General features: G+C 41.0%; 16 protein-coding genes. 6 read left to right on the plus strand and 10 right to left on the minus strand.

Features of this window, described 5'->3' with window-relative positions:
* Positions 1-348: a rhodanese-like domain-containing protein gene (locus AC2IOM_RS05005; RefSeq protein ID WP_486359294.1), complete on the minus strand. Its 348-nt coding sequence runs from the start codon at positions 346-348 to the stop codon at positions 1-3.
* A gap of 2 nt (positions 349-350) precedes the next feature.
* A complete protein-coding gene (locus AC2IOM_RS05010; protein WP_010561454.1) occupies positions 351-539 on the minus strand; it encodes a YgaP family membrane protein in 189 nt (62 codons plus the stop codon).
* Between the two features lie 134 nt (positions 540-673).
* Here AC2IOM_RS05010 and AC2IOM_RS05015 point away from each other — a divergent pair, with 134 nt between their 5' ends.
* From AC2IOM_RS05015 to AC2IOM_RS05025, 3 genes are read left to right on the plus strand one after another with little or no spacing between them, the layout of a single operon-like run.
* Positions 674-979 (plus strand): ArsR/SmtB family transcription factor, encoded by a 306-nt coding sequence (locus tag AC2IOM_RS05015; protein ID WP_054978265.1) that lies wholly within the window; start codon positions 674-676, stop codon positions 977-979.
* Positions 980-992: 13 nt separating this feature from the next.
* Positions 993-4,292: an efflux RND transporter permease subunit gene (locus AC2IOM_RS05020; protein ID WP_486359295.1), complete on the plus strand. Its 3,300-nt coding sequence runs from the start codon at positions 993-995 to the stop codon at positions 4,290-4,292.
* Between the two features lie 3 nt (positions 4,293-4,295).
* Positions 4,296-5,348 (plus strand): efflux RND transporter periplasmic adaptor subunit, encoded by a 1,053-nt coding sequence (locus tag AC2IOM_RS05025; RefSeq protein WP_486359296.1) that lies wholly within the window; start codon positions 4,296-4,298, stop codon positions 5,346-5,348.
* Positions 5,349-5,376: 28 nt separating this feature from the next.
* On the opposite strand, the gene AC2IOM_RS05030 is transcribed toward AC2IOM_RS05025, so the two are convergent.
* Positions 5,377-6,252 carry an EamA family transporter gene (locus AC2IOM_RS05030; RefSeq protein ID WP_486359297.1) on the minus strand — a complete coding sequence of 292 codons (876 nt, stop codon included), beginning with the start codon at positions 6,250-6,252 and terminating at the stop codon, positions 5,377-5,379.
* A gap of 365 nt (positions 6,253-6,617) precedes the next feature.
* Between AC2IOM_RS05030 and AC2IOM_RS05035 the strand changes: the two genes are divergently transcribed.
* Complete coding sequence (locus tag AC2IOM_RS05035; protein ID WP_157813518.1) at positions 6,618-6,788, plus strand: hypothetical protein; 171 nt, start codon at positions 6,618-6,620, stop codon at positions 6,786-6,788.
* Here the strand turns inward: AC2IOM_RS05035 and AC2IOM_RS05040 are convergent.
* The 3 genes from AC2IOM_RS05040 to AC2IOM_RS05050 all read right to left on the minus strand — a co-directional run bounded on the left by AC2IOM_RS05040 (position 6,778) and on the right by AC2IOM_RS05050 (position 8,934).
* Entirely contained in the window at positions 6,778-7,464 is a 687-nt protein-coding gene (locus AC2IOM_RS05040) for a pseudouridine synthase (protein ID WP_486359298.1), read from the minus strand. The two genes, AC2IOM_RS05035 and AC2IOM_RS05040, sit on opposite strands and share 11 nt — an antisense overlap.
* A gap of 31 nt (positions 7,465-7,495) precedes the next feature.
* Entirely contained in the window at positions 7,496-7,951 is a 456-nt protein-coding gene (locus AC2IOM_RS05045) for an NfeD family protein (protein WP_138631518.1), read from the minus strand.
* Between the two features lie 65 nt (positions 7,952-8,016).
* Positions 8,017-8,934, minus strand: coding sequence for an SPFH domain-containing protein (locus AC2IOM_RS05050; protein ID WP_010561461.1), 918 nt, complete (start codon positions 8,932-8,934; stop codon positions 8,017-8,019).
* A 149-nt stretch (positions 8,935-9,083) separates the two neighbouring features.
* Between AC2IOM_RS05050 and AC2IOM_RS05055 the strand changes: the two genes are divergently transcribed.
* Complete coding sequence (locus AC2IOM_RS05055; RefSeq protein WP_100914568.1) at positions 9,084-9,446, plus strand: outer membrane protein assembly factor BamB family protein; 363 nt, start codon at positions 9,084-9,086, stop codon at positions 9,444-9,446.
* A 25-nt stretch (positions 9,447-9,471) separates the two neighbouring features.
* Here the strand turns inward: AC2IOM_RS05055 and AC2IOM_RS05060 are convergent, their stop codons facing one another.
* From AC2IOM_RS05060 to AC2IOM_RS05075, 4 genes are all read right to left on the minus strand, one after another.
* Positions 9,472-11,604, minus strand: coding sequence for a TonB-dependent receptor plug domain-containing protein (locus tag AC2IOM_RS05060; protein ID WP_486359299.1), 2,133 nt, complete (start codon positions 11,602-11,604; stop codon positions 9,472-9,474).
* A gap of 109 nt (positions 11,605-11,713) precedes the next feature.
* On the minus strand, positions 11,714-12,742 hold the full coding sequence (locus AC2IOM_RS05065) for a metallophosphoesterase (protein ID WP_486359300.1): 1,029 nt from the start codon (positions 12,740-12,742) through the stop codon (positions 11,714-11,716).
* Between the two features lie 137 nt (positions 12,743-12,879).
* Entirely contained in the window at positions 12,880-15,030 is a 2,151-nt protein-coding gene (locus AC2IOM_RS05070; RefSeq protein WP_486359301.1) for a response regulator, read from the minus strand.
* Positions 15,031-15,187: 157 nt separating this feature from the next.
* Positions 15,188-15,511 carry a DUF3718 domain-containing protein gene (locus tag AC2IOM_RS05075; protein ID WP_054978254.1) on the minus strand — a complete coding sequence of 108 codons (324 nt, stop codon included), beginning with the start codon at positions 15,509-15,511 and terminating at the stop codon, positions 15,188-15,190.
* Positions 15,512-16,179: 668 nt separating this feature from the next.
* Here AC2IOM_RS05075 and AC2IOM_RS05080 point away from each other — a divergent pair.
* Entirely contained in the window at positions 16,180-16,545 is a 366-nt protein-coding gene (locus AC2IOM_RS05080) for a DUF4870 family protein (protein ID WP_010561467.1), read from the plus strand.
* Positions 16,546-16,576 lie beyond the last annotated feature (31 nt).

Consider the following 16,576-nt stretch of genomic DNA (forward strand, 5'->3'; position numbering starts at 1 on the left):
TTAGCAAAACGTATCACATACATTTTCAGCTTTGCAGCTGATCACTGTGATCTTGTTATAACCAATACGTTGCAGTTGTTCCGCCGCTAAAGTAGCACGCCCGCCCGTTGCACAATGCAAGTAAATTGGTCGGTCTGCGTCTTTTTCAATTTCAACCAATTTCATTTCGAGCACGCCACGGGGAATATTAATAGCACCTACTGCATTTTTAATTGCGTGTTCAGCGGGTTCACGCACATCAATAAGTAAGCCATTGTTATTGGCTATTTCACTTTTTGCTTGTGCAGCATCCATTTTTACAACATGTTCAGATGCAAGTTTAATTAGATCTGGAATAGTCTTCAGCACAGTTAATCCTCCAAGCCAAATTTACGAAGTATCGTCATCATTGGGCACCACTTAGTAAACGCTGACTGTAATAAATTTACAGCGATAAATAGCGTGAAAAAGATCCAGTTAGGGTGCACAAAGTGCGTTAGTAACAGTGACACTATCAGCATCACACCGGCAATTAATCTTAGTGCATCATTTACTTTCATTCGAATAACCTACTTAAAAGTGGAGTTGCATTTAAATATATTAGAAAAATCTAAATTAGTAAATTCTAATATTAGACTTTTCTAATATAACAGCTTATACTTTGCTCAAATTTGAGAATAAAGAATTGACGCCTATGATGTTAGATATGGACAAAATGCTTGAAAATGCAGCAGAAGCAGAGCAGTTTTTAAAATTGATGGCAAACAAAAATCGCTTAATGATCTTGTGTACATTAAATCAAGGTGAGCTAAGTGTTAGCGAGTTGAATCAAGCTGTACCATTGGCGCAATCTGCATTGTCACAGCATTTAGCGAGTTTACGTAACTCGGGCTTAGTAGAGACGCGTCGTGAAGCGCAAACTATTTATTATCGTATCGTCGATCCGCGAGTGAGCGCCATGTTAAGCGCGCTTTACGATATGTTTTGTCAGCCTGAATAGCAAGGATAGGGTCATGAGCACATCACACCCAATTGATCGTTTAGTTGCAAGTTCACTGCAAGGGCGTATTCCACTGGTGATTTTTATTTTCGCTTTGTTAAGTGGCTTGTTAGCGCTTAAATTCACCGCGCGAGAAGAAGAGCCACAGATAGTGGTACCTATGTTGGATATTCTGGTATCGGTGCCAAATATCAATGCCAATCAAGTGGAACGACAAGTAACTATTCCTCTTGAAAAACTGTTGGCGCAAGTGCCAGGTGTTGAACATGTTTACTCAGTAACACAAACCGGTGGAACAACCGTTACGTTACGCTTTTATGTAGGCGAAGACCGCGAAAAAGCGATTTTAAACACTTACAATAAATTGTATGCCAATCAAAATTCAATGCCGAATATAGTGGCGAATTGGCAAGTAAAACCAATTGAAGTTGATGATGTAGCTATTATGATGCTCGGCTTATGGAGTGAGCAGCCGCAACTTTATGATGATTATGAATTACGCCGCATTGCACAAGAAGTTTCAACTCACTTACAAGCGATAGACGACACCTCTGAAGTAAAGGTTATTGGTGGTCGTCAGCGCAGCGTGCAAGTTTACTTAAATACCACTAATCTAGCCGCCTTTAATACAACCGTAATGGATGTTTATAACGCGATTAATGTGTCAAACCAGTTAGCAGCGGTTGGTGTGCAGGTATCGAATAGCGAATCTGTAGTGCTTGAGGTGGGTGATGTATTCAGACAAAGCTATGAATTAAATCATTTAGTAGTTAACGTAATAAACGGTAAGCCCGTGTATTTATCGGATGTTGCAACGATTCAAGATGGACCAAGCGAAGCAACAAGTTATCAGTGGTATAGCGAGGCAAGTACCAATTCAGCCGATCACCCTATGGTGACGATTAGTATTGCGAAACAAGCAGGCAGCAATGCAGTTAACCTTGCCAACAAAGTACTAGAAAGTATTGATGTGTTAAAAGGGCAGCTGATACCTAAACATGTCAATGTTGCAGTATTGAGAGACTATGGCGAAACGGCAAATGAAAAGGTTAATAACCTTGTTTCGTCATTAGCATTTGCAGTATTTACCGTGGTGGTATTTATCGGTGTCTTTTTAGGTTGGCGACCAGCCATTGTTGTTGGTTTAGCTGTGCCGATTTGTTATGGCTTAACACTTATTTTGGATATGGCCTTTGGTTACACCATTAACCGAGTCACCTTATTTGCGCTGATTTTATCGCTGGGTTTGCTGGTAGATGACCCAATTACCGGCATCGATAACATTAAACGTTTTATGCTAAAAGGCGACGGTAAAACGAGTCAGATAGTGGCCGCTATGAGTGAAATTCGCCCCGCTCTAATAATGTCTACAGTAACGATAGTGTTGGCGTTTGTGCCAATGGCCTTTATTACCGGCATGATGGGGCCTTATATGGCACCGATGGCGTTTAATGTGCCAGTTAGTGTGATTGTGTCTACTTTGGTCGCGTTATTCGTCACCCCGTGGTTAGCAAGTAAATTACTTAAAGATTCTACTGAACAACAAGAAAGCAGTAATAGTGGCGACCTTTACCATAAAATTTTAACGCCAATTCTAGCGTCGAAATCGCGTGCCAAAACAGCATTATGGTTAACGCTGGGGCTTTTTATTGCCAGTGCATTATTACCTGTTTTTCGCACTGTGCCGCTCAAATTATTGCCTTTCGATAATAAAAATGAAGTGCAAATACTTATCGATTTACCTGAGTCAGCCAGTTTAGAGCAAAGTGCAGCACTCTCTGGCGAAATTGCGCAGCAAGTAAAGCGTGTTGCGGAAGTTAAAGCGGTTGCCGTTTATGTTGGTGAGCCCAGTGCAATCGACTTCAACGGCATGGTTCGCCAATACTATATGCGTACACGAGAGAACCTCGCTGAAATACGCGTATTGCTGGTAGATAAAAGTGAACGAGAGCATCAATCTCATGGTGTCGTCTTACGCTTGCGAGAATTACTTGCGCCATTTAATAAAGATGGCGTGAATGTAAAAGTTGTTGAAGTACCACCTGGCCCACCGGTGCTATCAACGTTAGTTGCCGAAGTATATCGTGACCCATTTGTTGCACTCGAACAGCAACAATTAGCGGCACGCAATATCGCGGCGCGTTTGGCAAGTGAGCCACATGTAGTGGAGGTTGATACCACAATGCAGGCAAAGCAACAGATTAATCGCTTTGTGGTAGATAAAGAAAAAGCCGCACTTTCTGGTATCGCAACGGAAGATATTAAACGCACATTAATGATTGCAGGATTCGGCGTTGAGGCGGGCAGTATCGCCAATCAATATGAAGCTGAGCCTCTGGCAATAAAATTACGTATACCTTATCAAACGCGCAACCAAGCTAGTGAGCTTGATGGCCTGTATATTCGTGGCCGAGAGGGCATTGCGCAAACCGATTTAGGGCTTGGTTTAGAAGCTGCACCGCAACCATTAGTTGCCTTAAGTGAATTAGGCCAGTACCAAACGCTGAACGTTACTCAGCCTATTTACCGTAAAGACTTACAGTCAGTGATTTATGTCACCGCCGAGTTAAATGGTCGCACGCCTGCGGAAGTAGTCGCAGATATTAATGCTGACCAACGTGAACAACACAACGATCAGCAAACAAGCCATGTTGCTTGGCAAGACCGTCATTATCTTAATAACGGTGGTGGTGAGTTATGGTCAATTCCAAAAGGCACCTGGCTTACGTGGAGTGGTGAAGGCGAGCTAAGAATAACCGCGCGCGTATTTAGAGATATGGGTATCGCGTTTGCCTTTGCACTCACGGGGATCTTCTTTATTTTACGCTTACAAACTGGTTCTTATGCGTTGTCGGGAATTATTATGTCGGCTATTCCGCTGACTGTGATTGGTATTATGCCGGGCTTTTGGTTAATGAATCAGTTTGGTGAGCGAGAGATTGCAGCGAGCCCTGAACCTGTTTTGTTTACCGCAACTGCGATGATTGGCATGATAGCGTTGGCCGGTATTGTGGTTCGCAATTCACTTATTTTGGTTGAATTTATAAGTGCTGCACGTGCACAAGGTGCTGCGATAAAAGAAGCGCTATTAATGGCAGGCAGTGTGCGCATGCGCCCAGTATTGCTCACGGCTGGTACCACGTTACTTGGTAATTTAGTGATTATTCTTGACCCCGTATTTAGTGGTTTAGCGCTAGCAATTATCTTTGGCATTATTTCCTCTACCTTATTCAGTTTGATCATTGTGCCCGCCGTTTACTATCTGGTTTTCGACGACACAAAAAACAGCGCGCAAGACGCTCAGGAGCAATAAATCATGACAAAAAAAACGTTATTAATTCCGGTTGTTGCTATTCTCGCGTTAGTAGCAATGATCATTATGATGGCGGGTGGTTTCAGCGACAAAATTGCACCCAGTACCGCATCGCCTCAATTACAAAATGTGCAAACTATCACTATTGAACCTTACGCATATACCGATAGGCTTTGGTTGCCAGCTAACCTTATCGCAAAGCAAAATACACAAGTAGCGAGTCGTATTTTAGCAAATGTGACCTCAGTAAATGTTCGTGCTGGCGATATGGTGCAAGCAGGTGATGTGATTGCTGAGTTAGACAACCAAGATCTCAAAGCGCAAGTGCGTCAAATTGAAGCGCAGGTTGAAGCCGTTTCGGCTCAGTTAACGCAAGCGTCGTTACAATTAAAGCGTAATAAAGCGCTTCGTGAGCAGGGGTTGATCTCTGTTAATGACCTGGATTCTGTGCAGTCTACATTTGATCAATTACGAGCAACTAAACTAAGTTACGAGCAGCAGCGTGATCAAGCTAATGTAACACTAGCTTACAGCAAGATCATTGCACCGATAGCAGGTAAAGTGGTTGATCGTATGGTTGAACCGGGGGATTTAGTGAATCCGGGGCAAGCCGTTGTAGCGCTTTACAATCCGAGCAGTATTCAAATTAGTAGTTATATTCCTGAAAGCCAAGCGGTAACCCTAGCCTTAGGTCAAGCGTTGCAAGTGGAACTATCGGCATTGCAGCAAGTAAGAACTGCGCGGATCAGTGAAATTGTGCCGCTTGCTGACAGCGCAGCTCGCAGCTTTGAAGTTAAACTCGATTTAGCTGGTGATAATCTTGATGGTTCGGGTTTGATGCCGGGGATGTATGCCAAGGTGGGTATTGATAAGGCCACACGCGATGTTATCGCAATTGATAAGCAATATATTCAGCAATTTGGTCAGTTATCAAAAGTATCGGTATTGGAAAACAATCAAGTAAGCGAGCGATTTGTGCGTTTAGGTCAGCAGTTAGATAATAATCTGGTGATTATTATCTCGGGTTTATCTGCTGGCGAAAAATTGGTTATTTAGCTTATTGATTTAGCTGCCCTCTAACTTGCTATTGCCACATTACTAAAATAGCAGCGAGGGCAATGAGGATTAAACCGAGCAACTCATTTTTGCTCGGTTTTTGTTTTAGCCAAAATATCGCAAGTAAAATAGTAAACAGTACTTCTATTTGTCCCAACGTTTTAACATACGCGACGTACTGTAAACTCATTGCACTAAACCAGCCGATTGAACCAATACAACTCGTTACACTAATGGCGAATGTGGTGGGCAAGTGCTGTTTTAATTTGCTAAATGTATGCCTTTCTTTTATCGCAATGTGCGCAATTAAAATGATACTTTGCAGTGTTAATACCCAGAGTAATACCCATGCAGCGCTGTGTGGAAATGGTAAATCAAGGGCAATACTGGCTTCACGTACTGAAAGAGAGGTTAAAGCAAATGCGCTGCCGCAGCTCAAACCAATCAGCACGGTTTTTAATTGAAAGCCTTGATTGAACCTTAATCCACTTAAAACAAATACCGCCAAAGCGCCAATCAACACGCCAAACCAACCGAGCGGTGTAAGTGCACTACCAAAAAATAATGCACCTAAAATAGCGGCAACAAGCGCCTCACTTTTTGCCAGCCCAGCACCAATTGCGAAATTTTGTTGTTTAAATAAAACCACCATAAGTGCTGTCGCAATGATTTGCATGCCCGCAGCAATGGCAACATAACTTATGAATTGACGGTTAAACTCGGGGTGAGCGATTGGCTCAAATTGATAGAGCAAAACAAGGTAGGTAAGGGCTATCGGAGTGGCAAATAAAAAACGCGCTAAGGTTACACCGAGCGTGCTGACATCTTTACTTAACTTACTTTGCAGGCCATTGCGAAACGTTTGCATAAATGCTGCTAACACAGTAAAGAAGACCCAAAGCATTAATAAGTACCTTAATCAACAAAATAGCATAGTAACAGGTATTGCTAGGCTAGGTCGGTGAATTGCTATGGATGTGAAAAAAATTCATTAAAAGTGCGACATTATGTCGCAGGCAGTTTTTTATAGCTGTTTTATACTCTGTTTTGTAGCTCGCTCATTGCTACATATTTTCCACACAATGCTATTGTTGATTTGCCGCAAGTTTTGCGGCTTATTTTTTTCTTAGCTCGTCTATTTTTTATTCTAGATCAAAGTTTTTTCGGCCAAAAAATCTAAGCTACACCCAGCTTATATAAAGCTTACTCTTTTTTATTAATGTTTGAATCAACCCCTGATTTGGTTTAGCACAACAGCAAGGAATTGTTATGAATACCAATAAATTTTTAGAGCTTTCTTGGGAATACTTAGACGTAATTGTAACGACAGTATTTTTTATTGGCACTATGGCTTATCTAGCGATGAATGGTATGGAAAAAGCGTTACTACCGGGTGGTTTGATAGCAAGTCTTTATATGTATGTTCGATTCAGGAAGTAATCTGGGCTTTTGCTATTTCACAGTACTTGCCGGGTGTAAGATTAAGCTCGGCAAGAGATAAACTTGCTATTCTTACTCTCTTTAAATCAACCACATAATTACCACAATATTTTGTCATGCGGCGGATCTGACGGTTTAGCCCTTGCGTTAATATGATACGAAATTGGGTTTCGTTGATTTGCTCAACCTCACAGCGGCGGGTAATAACGCCTTTTACAGGCACGCCACCCATCATTTGCTGACAAAACTCATTGGTAATAGGTTTGCTCGTGGTGACGATATACTCTTTTTCTTTATCAAAGTCAGGATGATTGAGTTGTTGGCACAGCTCTCCGTCATTTGTAAGCAGTAATAAGCCGTGAGAGTCTTTATCTAAGCGTCCGATTGGAAACAGCCTGATTTGTTTTGGCAGTAAATGCACAAGGCTAGTGGGATCGCTCTCAATAAGTTTGCAGTCAACGCCAATCGGCTTATAAATCGCGAAATAGGATTTTGTCGTAAGCGCTTTAACCTTCTGACCGTTGACCTCAATAACATCACTGGCATCAACATGGTCAATATGATTTGCTGGGCGACCATTGACGAGCACACATTTATCGTCAATTAAGCGAGAAGCTTGGCGTCTTGAACACACGCCAGCATCGGCAATAAATTTTGCCAATCGTATTTTGTTCACAAAATGTAATTTATCCCGAGTGCAGGTTAGTTTAGTTAACTGTAGTAATTTGCAGGCACATGCTATCAGCATCGACAACCTTGATACGGCTGCCTTTATTTATCTGACCTTCAAATGTCACTTTCCAAAACGTATCGCCTATTTGAATACGGCCATGTCCACCGCTTAAGTCGTGCTCAACTACCAGTTCACGGCCTATCAGGCTGGCTGCGCGTTGATTCAGTGGGCCGTGGTCAGAACGGTTGTTAAATTCTTTAAAGTATTTCCAGTATGCGATAGAAAAACCAAGCGCAGACAGTGCAAACAAAATAATTTGTGTTTGCCAGCTTAGTTCTGCAAATAACGCGTTAATAATCGCAAGCAAAAAAGCAGCAATGGCCGTACCGAGTAAAAAACCAGATGCACCTAATGCTTCGGCACCAAGCAGCAATAAGCCGAGTGATAACCAGTGCCATGGTTCTAAATTATTTAATAGTTCCGAAATCATAACTGCTCCTAAAACACAGCACAGCGGCAAGCTGTGCTGTTGTTAAGTATACATGTTTGTATAGTTTATTTCTTGCCAAACGCTTCTTTTGCAATTTCAGCAACACCAGCAATCGACCCGAGCATATTGCTTGCTTCTAGTGGGATCATCATTACCTTGTTGTTATCTGATTCGGCTAATTTACCGAGTGATTCCATGTACTTTTGTGCGATGAAATAATTAATTGCGCGTGAGTCACCATTTTGAATTGAATCAGACACTAAGCGAGTTGCTTCGGCTTCTGCTGCCGCTAAACGTTCACGTGCTTCAGCTTCGCGTTTAGCTGCTTCTAATTGACCTTCAGCTTTTAAAATTTCAGCCTGTTTTTGGCCTTCGGCAACCTTAATTGCTGCTTCACGCTCACCTTCAGCTTCTAAAATATTGGCGCGCTTTTCACGTTCGGCTTTCATTTGGCGCGCCATGGCATCCACTAAGTCCATCGGTGGTGCAATATCTTTGATTTCGATTCGGGTTACTTTTACACCCCAAGGATCGGTTGCTTCATCTACCTTTACCAGCAGTGAACCATTAATTCGATCGCGGTTCGAAAGCATTTCATCAAGCTCCATCGAACCAAGTACTGCACGGATGTTGGTCATTACTAGGTTACGCATAGCGCGTTCTAAGTCATTTACTTCGTACGATGCTTTAACTGGGTCAAGTACTTGATAGAAACATACTGCATCGGTAGTAACTTGTGCGTTGTCTGATGAAATGACTACTTGTGGTGGTACATCAAGTACTTGTTCCATCATATTTTGTTTACGGCCAATGGTATCTACCAATGGGATAATTAACTGCAGGCCTGGCGGTAAAGTTCGGGTGTATTTACCAAAACGCTCTACCGTATAGGTGTAGCCTTGCGGCACCATTTTTACCCCTAGGGCTAAAATAATAAATACGACGGCTAAGCCAATTATTATCGTAATATCAAACTGTTCCATAATTGCATCTCCTGTTTAACTGGCTTCAATCTAACGTTTTTTAACATGAAATAACAGATTTAATGATGAGTGGGGAATGGCAGTGTTGAATGGTCTTTGCTTTTTTAATGAAATCGCGCAAGCTGGTATTAACACTAAACGGAGGGTTTATGAATTATCTTATTTTGGGTATTAATGGACATGTCGTTGCAATTAATAAAGACGATGGCAGTGAGCTTTGGCGTAAAAAGTTAAAATCAGGCACAATTACTGTTGTAAGCAGTGATAATACCAAGGTGTACGCATCTTCTTCTGGTCACTTATTCTGTTTAGATAAAGCCACAGGTGAACAAATATGGACTAATTCGCTAAAAGGCTTGGGTTACGGCACATGCATTATCGATGTCGGTAATCACGCAGCGTCTGTCAGCGGAACTATTGCGGGTAATGCAGCTGCCACTGCAGCAACCACGGCTGCGACAACAGCAGCTATTGCGGCGTCGGGCAGTGTCTCAGCTGGTGATGGTGGCTAATGGCTGTTTTCTAAATCTTGGTGAGTTAAAACTCATAACTCAATGTTGCGCGAACATTGCGTCCTGCCTGCGGGTATGGGTGTAATGTTGTGCCCCCTTGCTGATACTCGGCATCCAGTAAGTTATGCGCAGTTAATGCTAGGTTTAGGCTGTTACTTAACTGATAATCAAGGGCTGCGTTAAGTAATATAACGTCATCGACTTTATAATTAGGCGCATTAAAATTGGCACCTTGATTTGGATAAGGATCGCTAATTTCTTGGCCATTCGAAATAATATGAATGGGTGATGTTTGCTCACCAATGTAGCGCACAGTGAGACTCGCATTTGCATCTTCAAAAATTGGCCAGCTGGTAACTAAGTTTGCCATGATGCTAGGTACATTATTAATATCATCACCGCTAGTGGCAAAGCGTTCAGAGTCAATAACCGCTTGATAACCCAAAGTGGCATGCCATGTAATATTACGCTTGGTAATACGAGATTCTAACTCTACGCCCCAAGTGGTTAACTCGCCGGCATTAGAATAATTGGGTTCATTTGCACCAGCATAGTTATCGCGAAAGATAAAGTCATCGAGCTGATTGTAAAATACGTTAACGGCGCCATAAAACTGATGTTCAGGTAGCTTTATGCTAGGTGTCAGTTGTAATGAGGCGAGCTTTTCGGGCTTAAGTGTTTGCGCGCCACGAAATGAGCTTAACGTACTAAAGCGGTTCCAATAGGTAGCGTCGACAAACGAAGTGGCATAAGACGCTTTAAAATTATAGCCGTTTTCCCCTTGGTAAATAATCGCCAAACGCGGGCTAAAATCGTCAATATTATCGCTGCCAGTACGATTTTTTTGATCGTACCTTGCACCTGCGTTTGCCAGCCAACGTTCTGACAATCGGTATTTAACTTGTGCAAATACTGAATAAATTGATTCGCTGCTTTCTTTTAACAGTGGTGTTTGCTGGTCAGCCGGAAGGTAATCTTCACCATTTAGCGATGCTTTGAAATCAGAATCGGTTACTTTCATATGATCTAGCTGTAAACCGACCAAATAATCCCATTTACCAATACGTTTACTGAGGTGAGTTAGCAGCCCTGAAGAGCGCTCCTGCCAATAAACGCGAAGGGCATTATTGGTTGTTGGTTGTGTTACTACCACCGTATCTACTTCATTTTGATCAAAATAAAGCTCTTGATGCCACTGCCAATCAAATAAAGTATCGCTGTGATTTACATTGAAGTGTGATGCGGTGTAACTAAAGCCGGGTCCCGTACCTTGGTATTTACGGATCTTGTCATACATATAACCTTCACCACTAAGGCCGCCCGTTGTAAAGGGTTCAACATAATGTGAGCGTCTAGTGTTGGCGAAAATGCGCCAATCTTGATAGTTAAGTTTAGCGCCAATATCATATGTATTGGTGTCTTGATAAGCACCTAGGTTCGCTTCTGCATCAACAATCGGGTTGGGTGAGTAATTGTCTTGTGGGGAGATTGCGTGTGTTTCACCTTCTGCAGAAAACACTTGTGCCCATGCCAGTAAATCCCAGCTATCACCTTGTTTACCATAGGTTAAACTAGCTTGTTTATGTCCTTGATTCCCGACAGTTACGGCTAGTTTTGAGTTTTCGAGCTCTGTAGCTGATTTTAAAACGATATTAACGGTAGCTGTGAGCGCCACATTGCCATAAATTGAACTCGACGGCCCTCTTAGCACTTCTATTTGTTTTATTTTGTCGAGGCTAATGGCGTAGTCGGGTGATGCCATTGAGTAACTTCGGCTATTTAGCCTGTGGCCATCAATTAAAAACAATATTTTTTGTTGTGAAGACGTAAATACCCCACGAGCTGCAATGTTAGGTTCATTTTGATCTTCAACATGGGTGATGTTTGGCACATAGGTGACGAGCAAATCTTTAATGTTGCGAGCACCTGATTGCGAAATCATATTTGCGGTAATTACGGTGACCGGAACAGGCGCCTCACTCAGTGTCTCTTTTGTTAGAGACGCAGAAGAGACCTCGACATTGAGCAGTTGTTCTAATGAGAGGCTAAATAAGTCATTGTCCTCACTGGCTGTTAAAAATGATGAATTTAGCGCTAGCAACAAAGTGCTGGGTAGTGTGAGCCATGTTTTTGTTTTGTTGGTGTTCGCTAAATTCATTTTGCCACTCTTAACACTTGAGTATGTTTGTAAATACCTGAACTCAAATAAAAAGCCTTAAGGCCTAGGATGACTTAACATCTTGCCATATTTATAAATTCGCGCAAGCTTATTGCAATGGCTTTTGCTCGCCCGACATTAAACCACGTTTGAATTCGCCATTTTGCCAAAGCAATATTTCGCCTTTTTCTCCTTGTTTGATTGAGCTATCAATCGCGATGATTTTGCTGTTAAAGCGTGTTTCAATGGTTGGCATTGAGGTATGTCCTACAATAACCTTTTTGGCATTTAGTTGTGATAAAACGGCGTCGACTTGTGTATCGTTGAGCGCATCATCTCTAAAGTAGCCGCGGTACCAAATAGGGCCGTTACTGCCATGTAGTGTTAGCCACGTTGGGTTTTCTTTTAACGCTTTTTTGCCTAAACCAATGGTTTTACGAAACTCACTATTAGCTTGCTCTAAGCTCAGTTTAAGATCTAAGAAGTCTTGGTGAATGCCACCGTGTAGGAAAATAAAACCATTGATATTAATGATCGTCGACTTGCTGCGTAGCCAGCGGCCTAATACGCTGTTGTTACTGTATTGCTGACGTAAGTCGTTATTAAAGTGCGATACTGCATGCACATATTTCGGGTGCAAATATCGTTGATCATCACGTAGTACCATGTATTCGTGATTACCTAGCAGGTAGTGAAGCTTTCCGCCCGCCGCTAATGCCTGTTGTTCTAATTTATAAATTAACCACAGCGCTTCAGTAACTGTGTCGCCACGGTCAAAAATATCTCCGGTAATCACCAAATGCCCTTTACCGAAAGACCAATTTAGAGATTGATCGATAACCTTGTTATTCACTAACAAGGTTTTGAAAATATCAAACTGCCCATGGATATCACTGATTGCAGCAATCTTCTCGACGTCCTGAAAGTTGTCGATGCGATTTGCGTTAAAGGTTGGTGTTATTGTGAGTGGGCCATTGTACTCTGACACCGTTTTTTTATTGGCTACGATATCAATGCGTTCAACTTTATTATTGTTATAAAACAGATATGGGCCATCGTTGTATAGCGTGGATGCACTGAGTGCGCCTGAAAAGGCGATGCTGATAAGTGCAGAAACAGCAAACCAAGATTGAGTCATAACATTTTCTTATATGATTATTAGTCGATGCCTAGCGTGGCGAAGCCGTGGCGAACACGCAACTCTTTCTTGCTCGTTTTTATATCTATTTTATATTTAAGCCATTTTAATTCTTTGAATTTAAATGATTTTGCTGTTTATAGTTGCTCGCGTGCATACTTTAAATAACTTGTTAAGCTTTGCTGCCAAAGTTGTTTTAAATACTCGTTATCAAATACTAACTTGTTATTTAGTAAGTCTCGTTCACTTTGTTTTAGTGCCAATCCGAAACGGTTAAAGCCTAGTTGTAATGCGGTACTGGCTAAGCGATGTAAGGTGCGAATTGTTTCATCAGTTTGCTTTTCAAAACCTGTTTCGCAGCGCGCCAGTTTGTCGCGTAGCGACATAATAAATTCATCGTAAATGGCATTAAACTCTTCTTGCGCAAAAGATGCACTCAGGCTTTGTGCTGCGCTTGCATCAAATAATATGTCTTCGACATTCTGGCTGGTTTGTGAAAAAGACTGTTGTTGCGAGTTAAAAATGGCTTGGCGCAGCTTTTCGAGTTTAATTGGCTTGCCGACAATATCTTTGATGCCGAGCGTTAAATACTCTTTTACCTCGTCCGGGCTTAAGCTAGCGGTAAACGCTAAAATTGGCGTGTGAGAATTGATATGGTCAATGTCGTTTAGTTTCTTTACAACCTCCTGACCTGAGAAATCAGGTAAATTCATATCGAGTAACACTAGGTCAAATTCCTGTTGTTGTAGTATTTGAATTGCTTCTTCACCGGAACTTGCCAGTGTGACTTGGTGTTGATCCATCGCCATAAACTCAATTGCGAGCTTTTGATTTAATGGAAGATCTTCAACTAGTAATACAGATAATCCAGTTAGTGTATCGGCTTTTTCTTTGGTTTGTTCAACAAGGCTTAGCTCTCCAAGACTAAAGCGAATATCAAAACTAAAACGGCTACCTAAATCGAGTGTACTTTCAATATTGAGCTCGCTCTGCATTTTATTAAGTAATCGCTCACTTATTGCTAATCCTAAGCCAGTTCCACCTTTGATTTTTCCAGCATCACTTTGTACATAAGGTTCTTTTAATTGTTCAATTTCTGATGCTGCAATGCCTGGGCCTGAATCTGTTACGGTAAATCTTACTATATGCTCTAGAGGTGCTTTAGATAGAACTTCAACCGACAGTATAACTTGGCCTGTGTCGGTAAATTTAATAGCGTTACCGAGTAAATTAATTAGTACTTGGCGCACGCTTTGTTGGTCAAAGTAATAGCACGCTTTTTTCGGTAAGTTATTGTTGAGCTTGAAATCTATGCGCTTTTGTTGGGCGAGAGGGCGATATAACAAACATAAGTTTTCTAACCAAGGTGTTAGCTCTATGTCTTCCTCTGTTCCTGTTTCAGCATTTTGTTCTAAACGTGCGTAATCAAGTACTTTGCCAATTAGTAAGTTGAGTGACTCTGATGAATTGATGATTGCTTCACAATAAGGCTTCACTTTGGCGCTAGGTGATTGGTTTAAAATTAATTGAGCACTCCCCATAATGCCGTTAAGTGGGGTTCTTATTTCATGGCTCATGGTACTTAAGAATAAACCACGTAACTCCGCATCTTGCTGGGCTTTATCTTTTAGGACTGAAAAGTGAAGAGCTTTTCGTTCACTGCACAAATAGGCCATACCCAATGCGTAAAGTAATGGGCTGACAATGCCCGTAACCATAGCACCTATCGCAAACCATTCATGTTTAAATAATTCGGGTGTACCTAGCGGCATAAGATAGTAAGTACGAATTGGGTATACAGTTATGAAAATAAGCGCGTGGCATAAATAGATATGTTTAGAGAAGCGGTGATTGGACGTATCCATTGTGAACATAATCCAAAGGATCATAATGCCTTCAAGAAACCGCTGAAGGTTAAATATTAGTAATCGATTGTGTGCATTTGATTCGCCATAGGTATACCAAGAAAACATGATGATGCAGCAGACAGTCACCAGGTTAAATAGCTTTATAGCGATACTGTTAATCGCAAAAAAACGCTGTAGGCAATGAATACTTAATATCGAGCAGCTAAGAATGATTAAGCTTGCAATTCCCGCCTTAATATCGATAACGCGATATAAATAAAGAGAGTAACTAAACAGAGCTAGTAACATTAAGCTCGGTAAAAGCAGATTGGTAAACGCCCCATCGACGCTTTTATTTTCTCGCCAAACTTGAAAACTAATAAACCACGAGAGTAATAAAACAACGCCACTAACAATGTAAAGGGTATTTAAATCAAGCATATCAAGACTTCTGTAAGCTGTATTTAGCTATGCTATCTTAACGGTGGCTAAAAAAGCAAAAGGCAAACATTAATTGCTCGCCTTTTAGTTATTGGATTGGGATGTCATAACTAAGATTAGTTATGTTGCTTTACAAAAGCAAGAAGCTTTTTAACATTTATTTTACAATATTGTTGTTTGCAAGTTGTTCTTGGCTTGGCTCAAGTCTTAAGTGCGCAATTGCTTTGTATGAATTGTGCTTTTGTGCAAATTCAGAAAGAGAAAGGCCATTACAAAATAGCACCTCTTTAGCTTGATGTTTACGTAATCTCGCTTGCTTTAAGCGTTTTGTAATAACCACTGGTTTATCTTTAATAATTGCAGCGCAAAGGCTTGAGTCTGCTGAAGAGTCTGTTGTAACTACTTGCTTGCTATGTGCTGAAGATGGTGCGCTAGTTAATGAGAGTAGTGCGATTCCTGCTGTGATTAATAGTGTTTTCATTTTCGTGTCCTTTAATGTGGCGTTGGGTAAAGTGCACTGAAAAGGTAACTTAAAATTTTCATAAGAGTGTTTGAAAACTATGATGCGCTGTAACCAAGTATGTAGGAATTTTCTGTTTAAAAAGTAATCGATTAACAAGTTGCGTAGTAAAACACAGGTATTCACATTAATATTATTGCTTATTTTGCAATTAAATTCCGTTCGCCATTTAAATCAATCCGACTGTCTTAGGTTATTTAGTTAAAAATGTAAAAAGGAGCAAAAAGGTTAATTTTTTAGTGCTGGGTCACAACAAATAATTTGTTACACATGTATAGCCAGAACAAGCATAAAAAAGACCATTTGGGTCAATACGCGCTGTTGATTTAATAAATAAATTTGTCTGATGTGAGTACTATCAAGGCAAGCTTGATTTAAGTTAAGACTAAGGCAGGCTGTATTGCTGCCTTTAATTGTTGCAATAACGCCACGCATGTACAGTGCAACAAAGCTAAATTATGTGTTGTCTGTATATCGATACAAGTAAGCAGTAGATTTATAGTTTACTGTTTTTCAGATAGTTTTTTATCTTAACAGCTCCGCCCAGTGATTCTCTTATTGCAATAATTTCAGATGCTTGTAAATTAAGCATTCTGGCAACAAATAAGTTCATCATAAGGAGATAAAAGGTGACTGACCAGGTAGTTGAAACTAACGAAAAGCAAGATGCGTCGGCAAAAAATGGCGCTAAGATTAACTATGTACTTTACCTAGCGAGCATTATTTTAGGTATTACAGGTTTGATCGGCGTGATCATGGCATATGTTAATAAAAAAGATGCACCAGAATGGCTACAAACACATTATCAGTATCAAATCCGTACGTTCTGGATTGGTTTATTGTATGTTGTGATTGGAACAATTCTTTCTGTTGTTGTAATCGGCTTCGCAATCATTCTATTTTATCTTGTATGGCTAATTGTACGTTGTGTTAAAGGGCTTAAAGCGCTGGACAAAAACGAGCCAATCGAGAATCCAACATCTTGGATGTTCTAATCAGTTGATTTGAGATGTAGAAGGGCGCCTT

It is taken from the genome of Pseudoalteromonas sp. NS-SX12, assembly GCF_057367955.1.

Excerpts from the sequence above, each read along its gene's own strand:
- AC2IOM_RS05010 (WP_010561454.1), bottom strand. The coding sequence starts at position 539 with ATGAAAGTAAATGATGCACTAAGATTAATTGCCGGTGTGATGCTGATA.
- AC2IOM_RS05015 (WP_054978265.1), top strand. The coding sequence starts at position 674 with ATGATGTTAGATATGGACAAAATGCTTGAAAATGCAGCAGAAGCAGAG.
- AC2IOM_RS05020 (WP_486359295.1), top strand. The coding sequence starts at position 993 with ATGAGCACATCACACCCAATTGATCGTTTAGTTGCAAGTTCACTGCAA.
- AC2IOM_RS05025 (WP_486359296.1), top strand. The coding sequence starts at position 4,296 with ATGACAAAAAAAACGTTATTAATTCCGGTTGTTGCTATTCTCGCGTTA.
- AC2IOM_RS05030 (WP_486359297.1), bottom strand. The coding sequence starts at position 6,252 with ATGCTTTGGGTCTTCTTTACTGTGTTAGCAGCATTTATGCAAACGTTT.
- AC2IOM_RS05035 (WP_157813518.1), top strand. The coding sequence starts at position 6,618 with ATGAATACCAATAAATTTTTAGAGCTTTCTTGGGAATACTTAGACGTA.
- AC2IOM_RS05045 (WP_138631518.1), bottom strand. The coding sequence starts at position 7,951 with ATGATTTCGGAACTATTAAATAATTTAGAACCATGGCACTGGTTATCA.
- AC2IOM_RS05050 (WP_010561461.1), bottom strand. The coding sequence starts at position 8,934 with ATGGAACAGTTTGATATTACGATAATAATTGGCTTAGCCGTCGTATTT.
- AC2IOM_RS05055 (WP_100914568.1), top strand. The coding sequence starts at position 9,084 with ATGAATTATCTTATTTTGGGTATTAATGGACATGTCGTTGCAATTAAT.
- AC2IOM_RS05060 (WP_486359299.1), bottom strand. The coding sequence starts at position 11,604 with ATGAATTTAGCGAACACCAACAAAACAAAAACATGGCTCACACTACCC.
- AC2IOM_RS05065 (WP_486359300.1), bottom strand. The coding sequence starts at position 12,742 with ATGACTCAATCTTGGTTTGCTGTTTCTGCACTTATCAGCATCGCCTTT.
- AC2IOM_RS05070 (WP_486359301.1), bottom strand. The coding sequence starts at position 15,030 with ATGCTTGATTTAAATACCCTTTACATTGTTAGTGGCGTTGTTTTATTA.
- AC2IOM_RS05075 (WP_054978254.1), bottom strand. The coding sequence starts at position 15,511 with ATGAAAACACTATTAATCACAGCAGGAATCGCACTACTCTCATTAACT.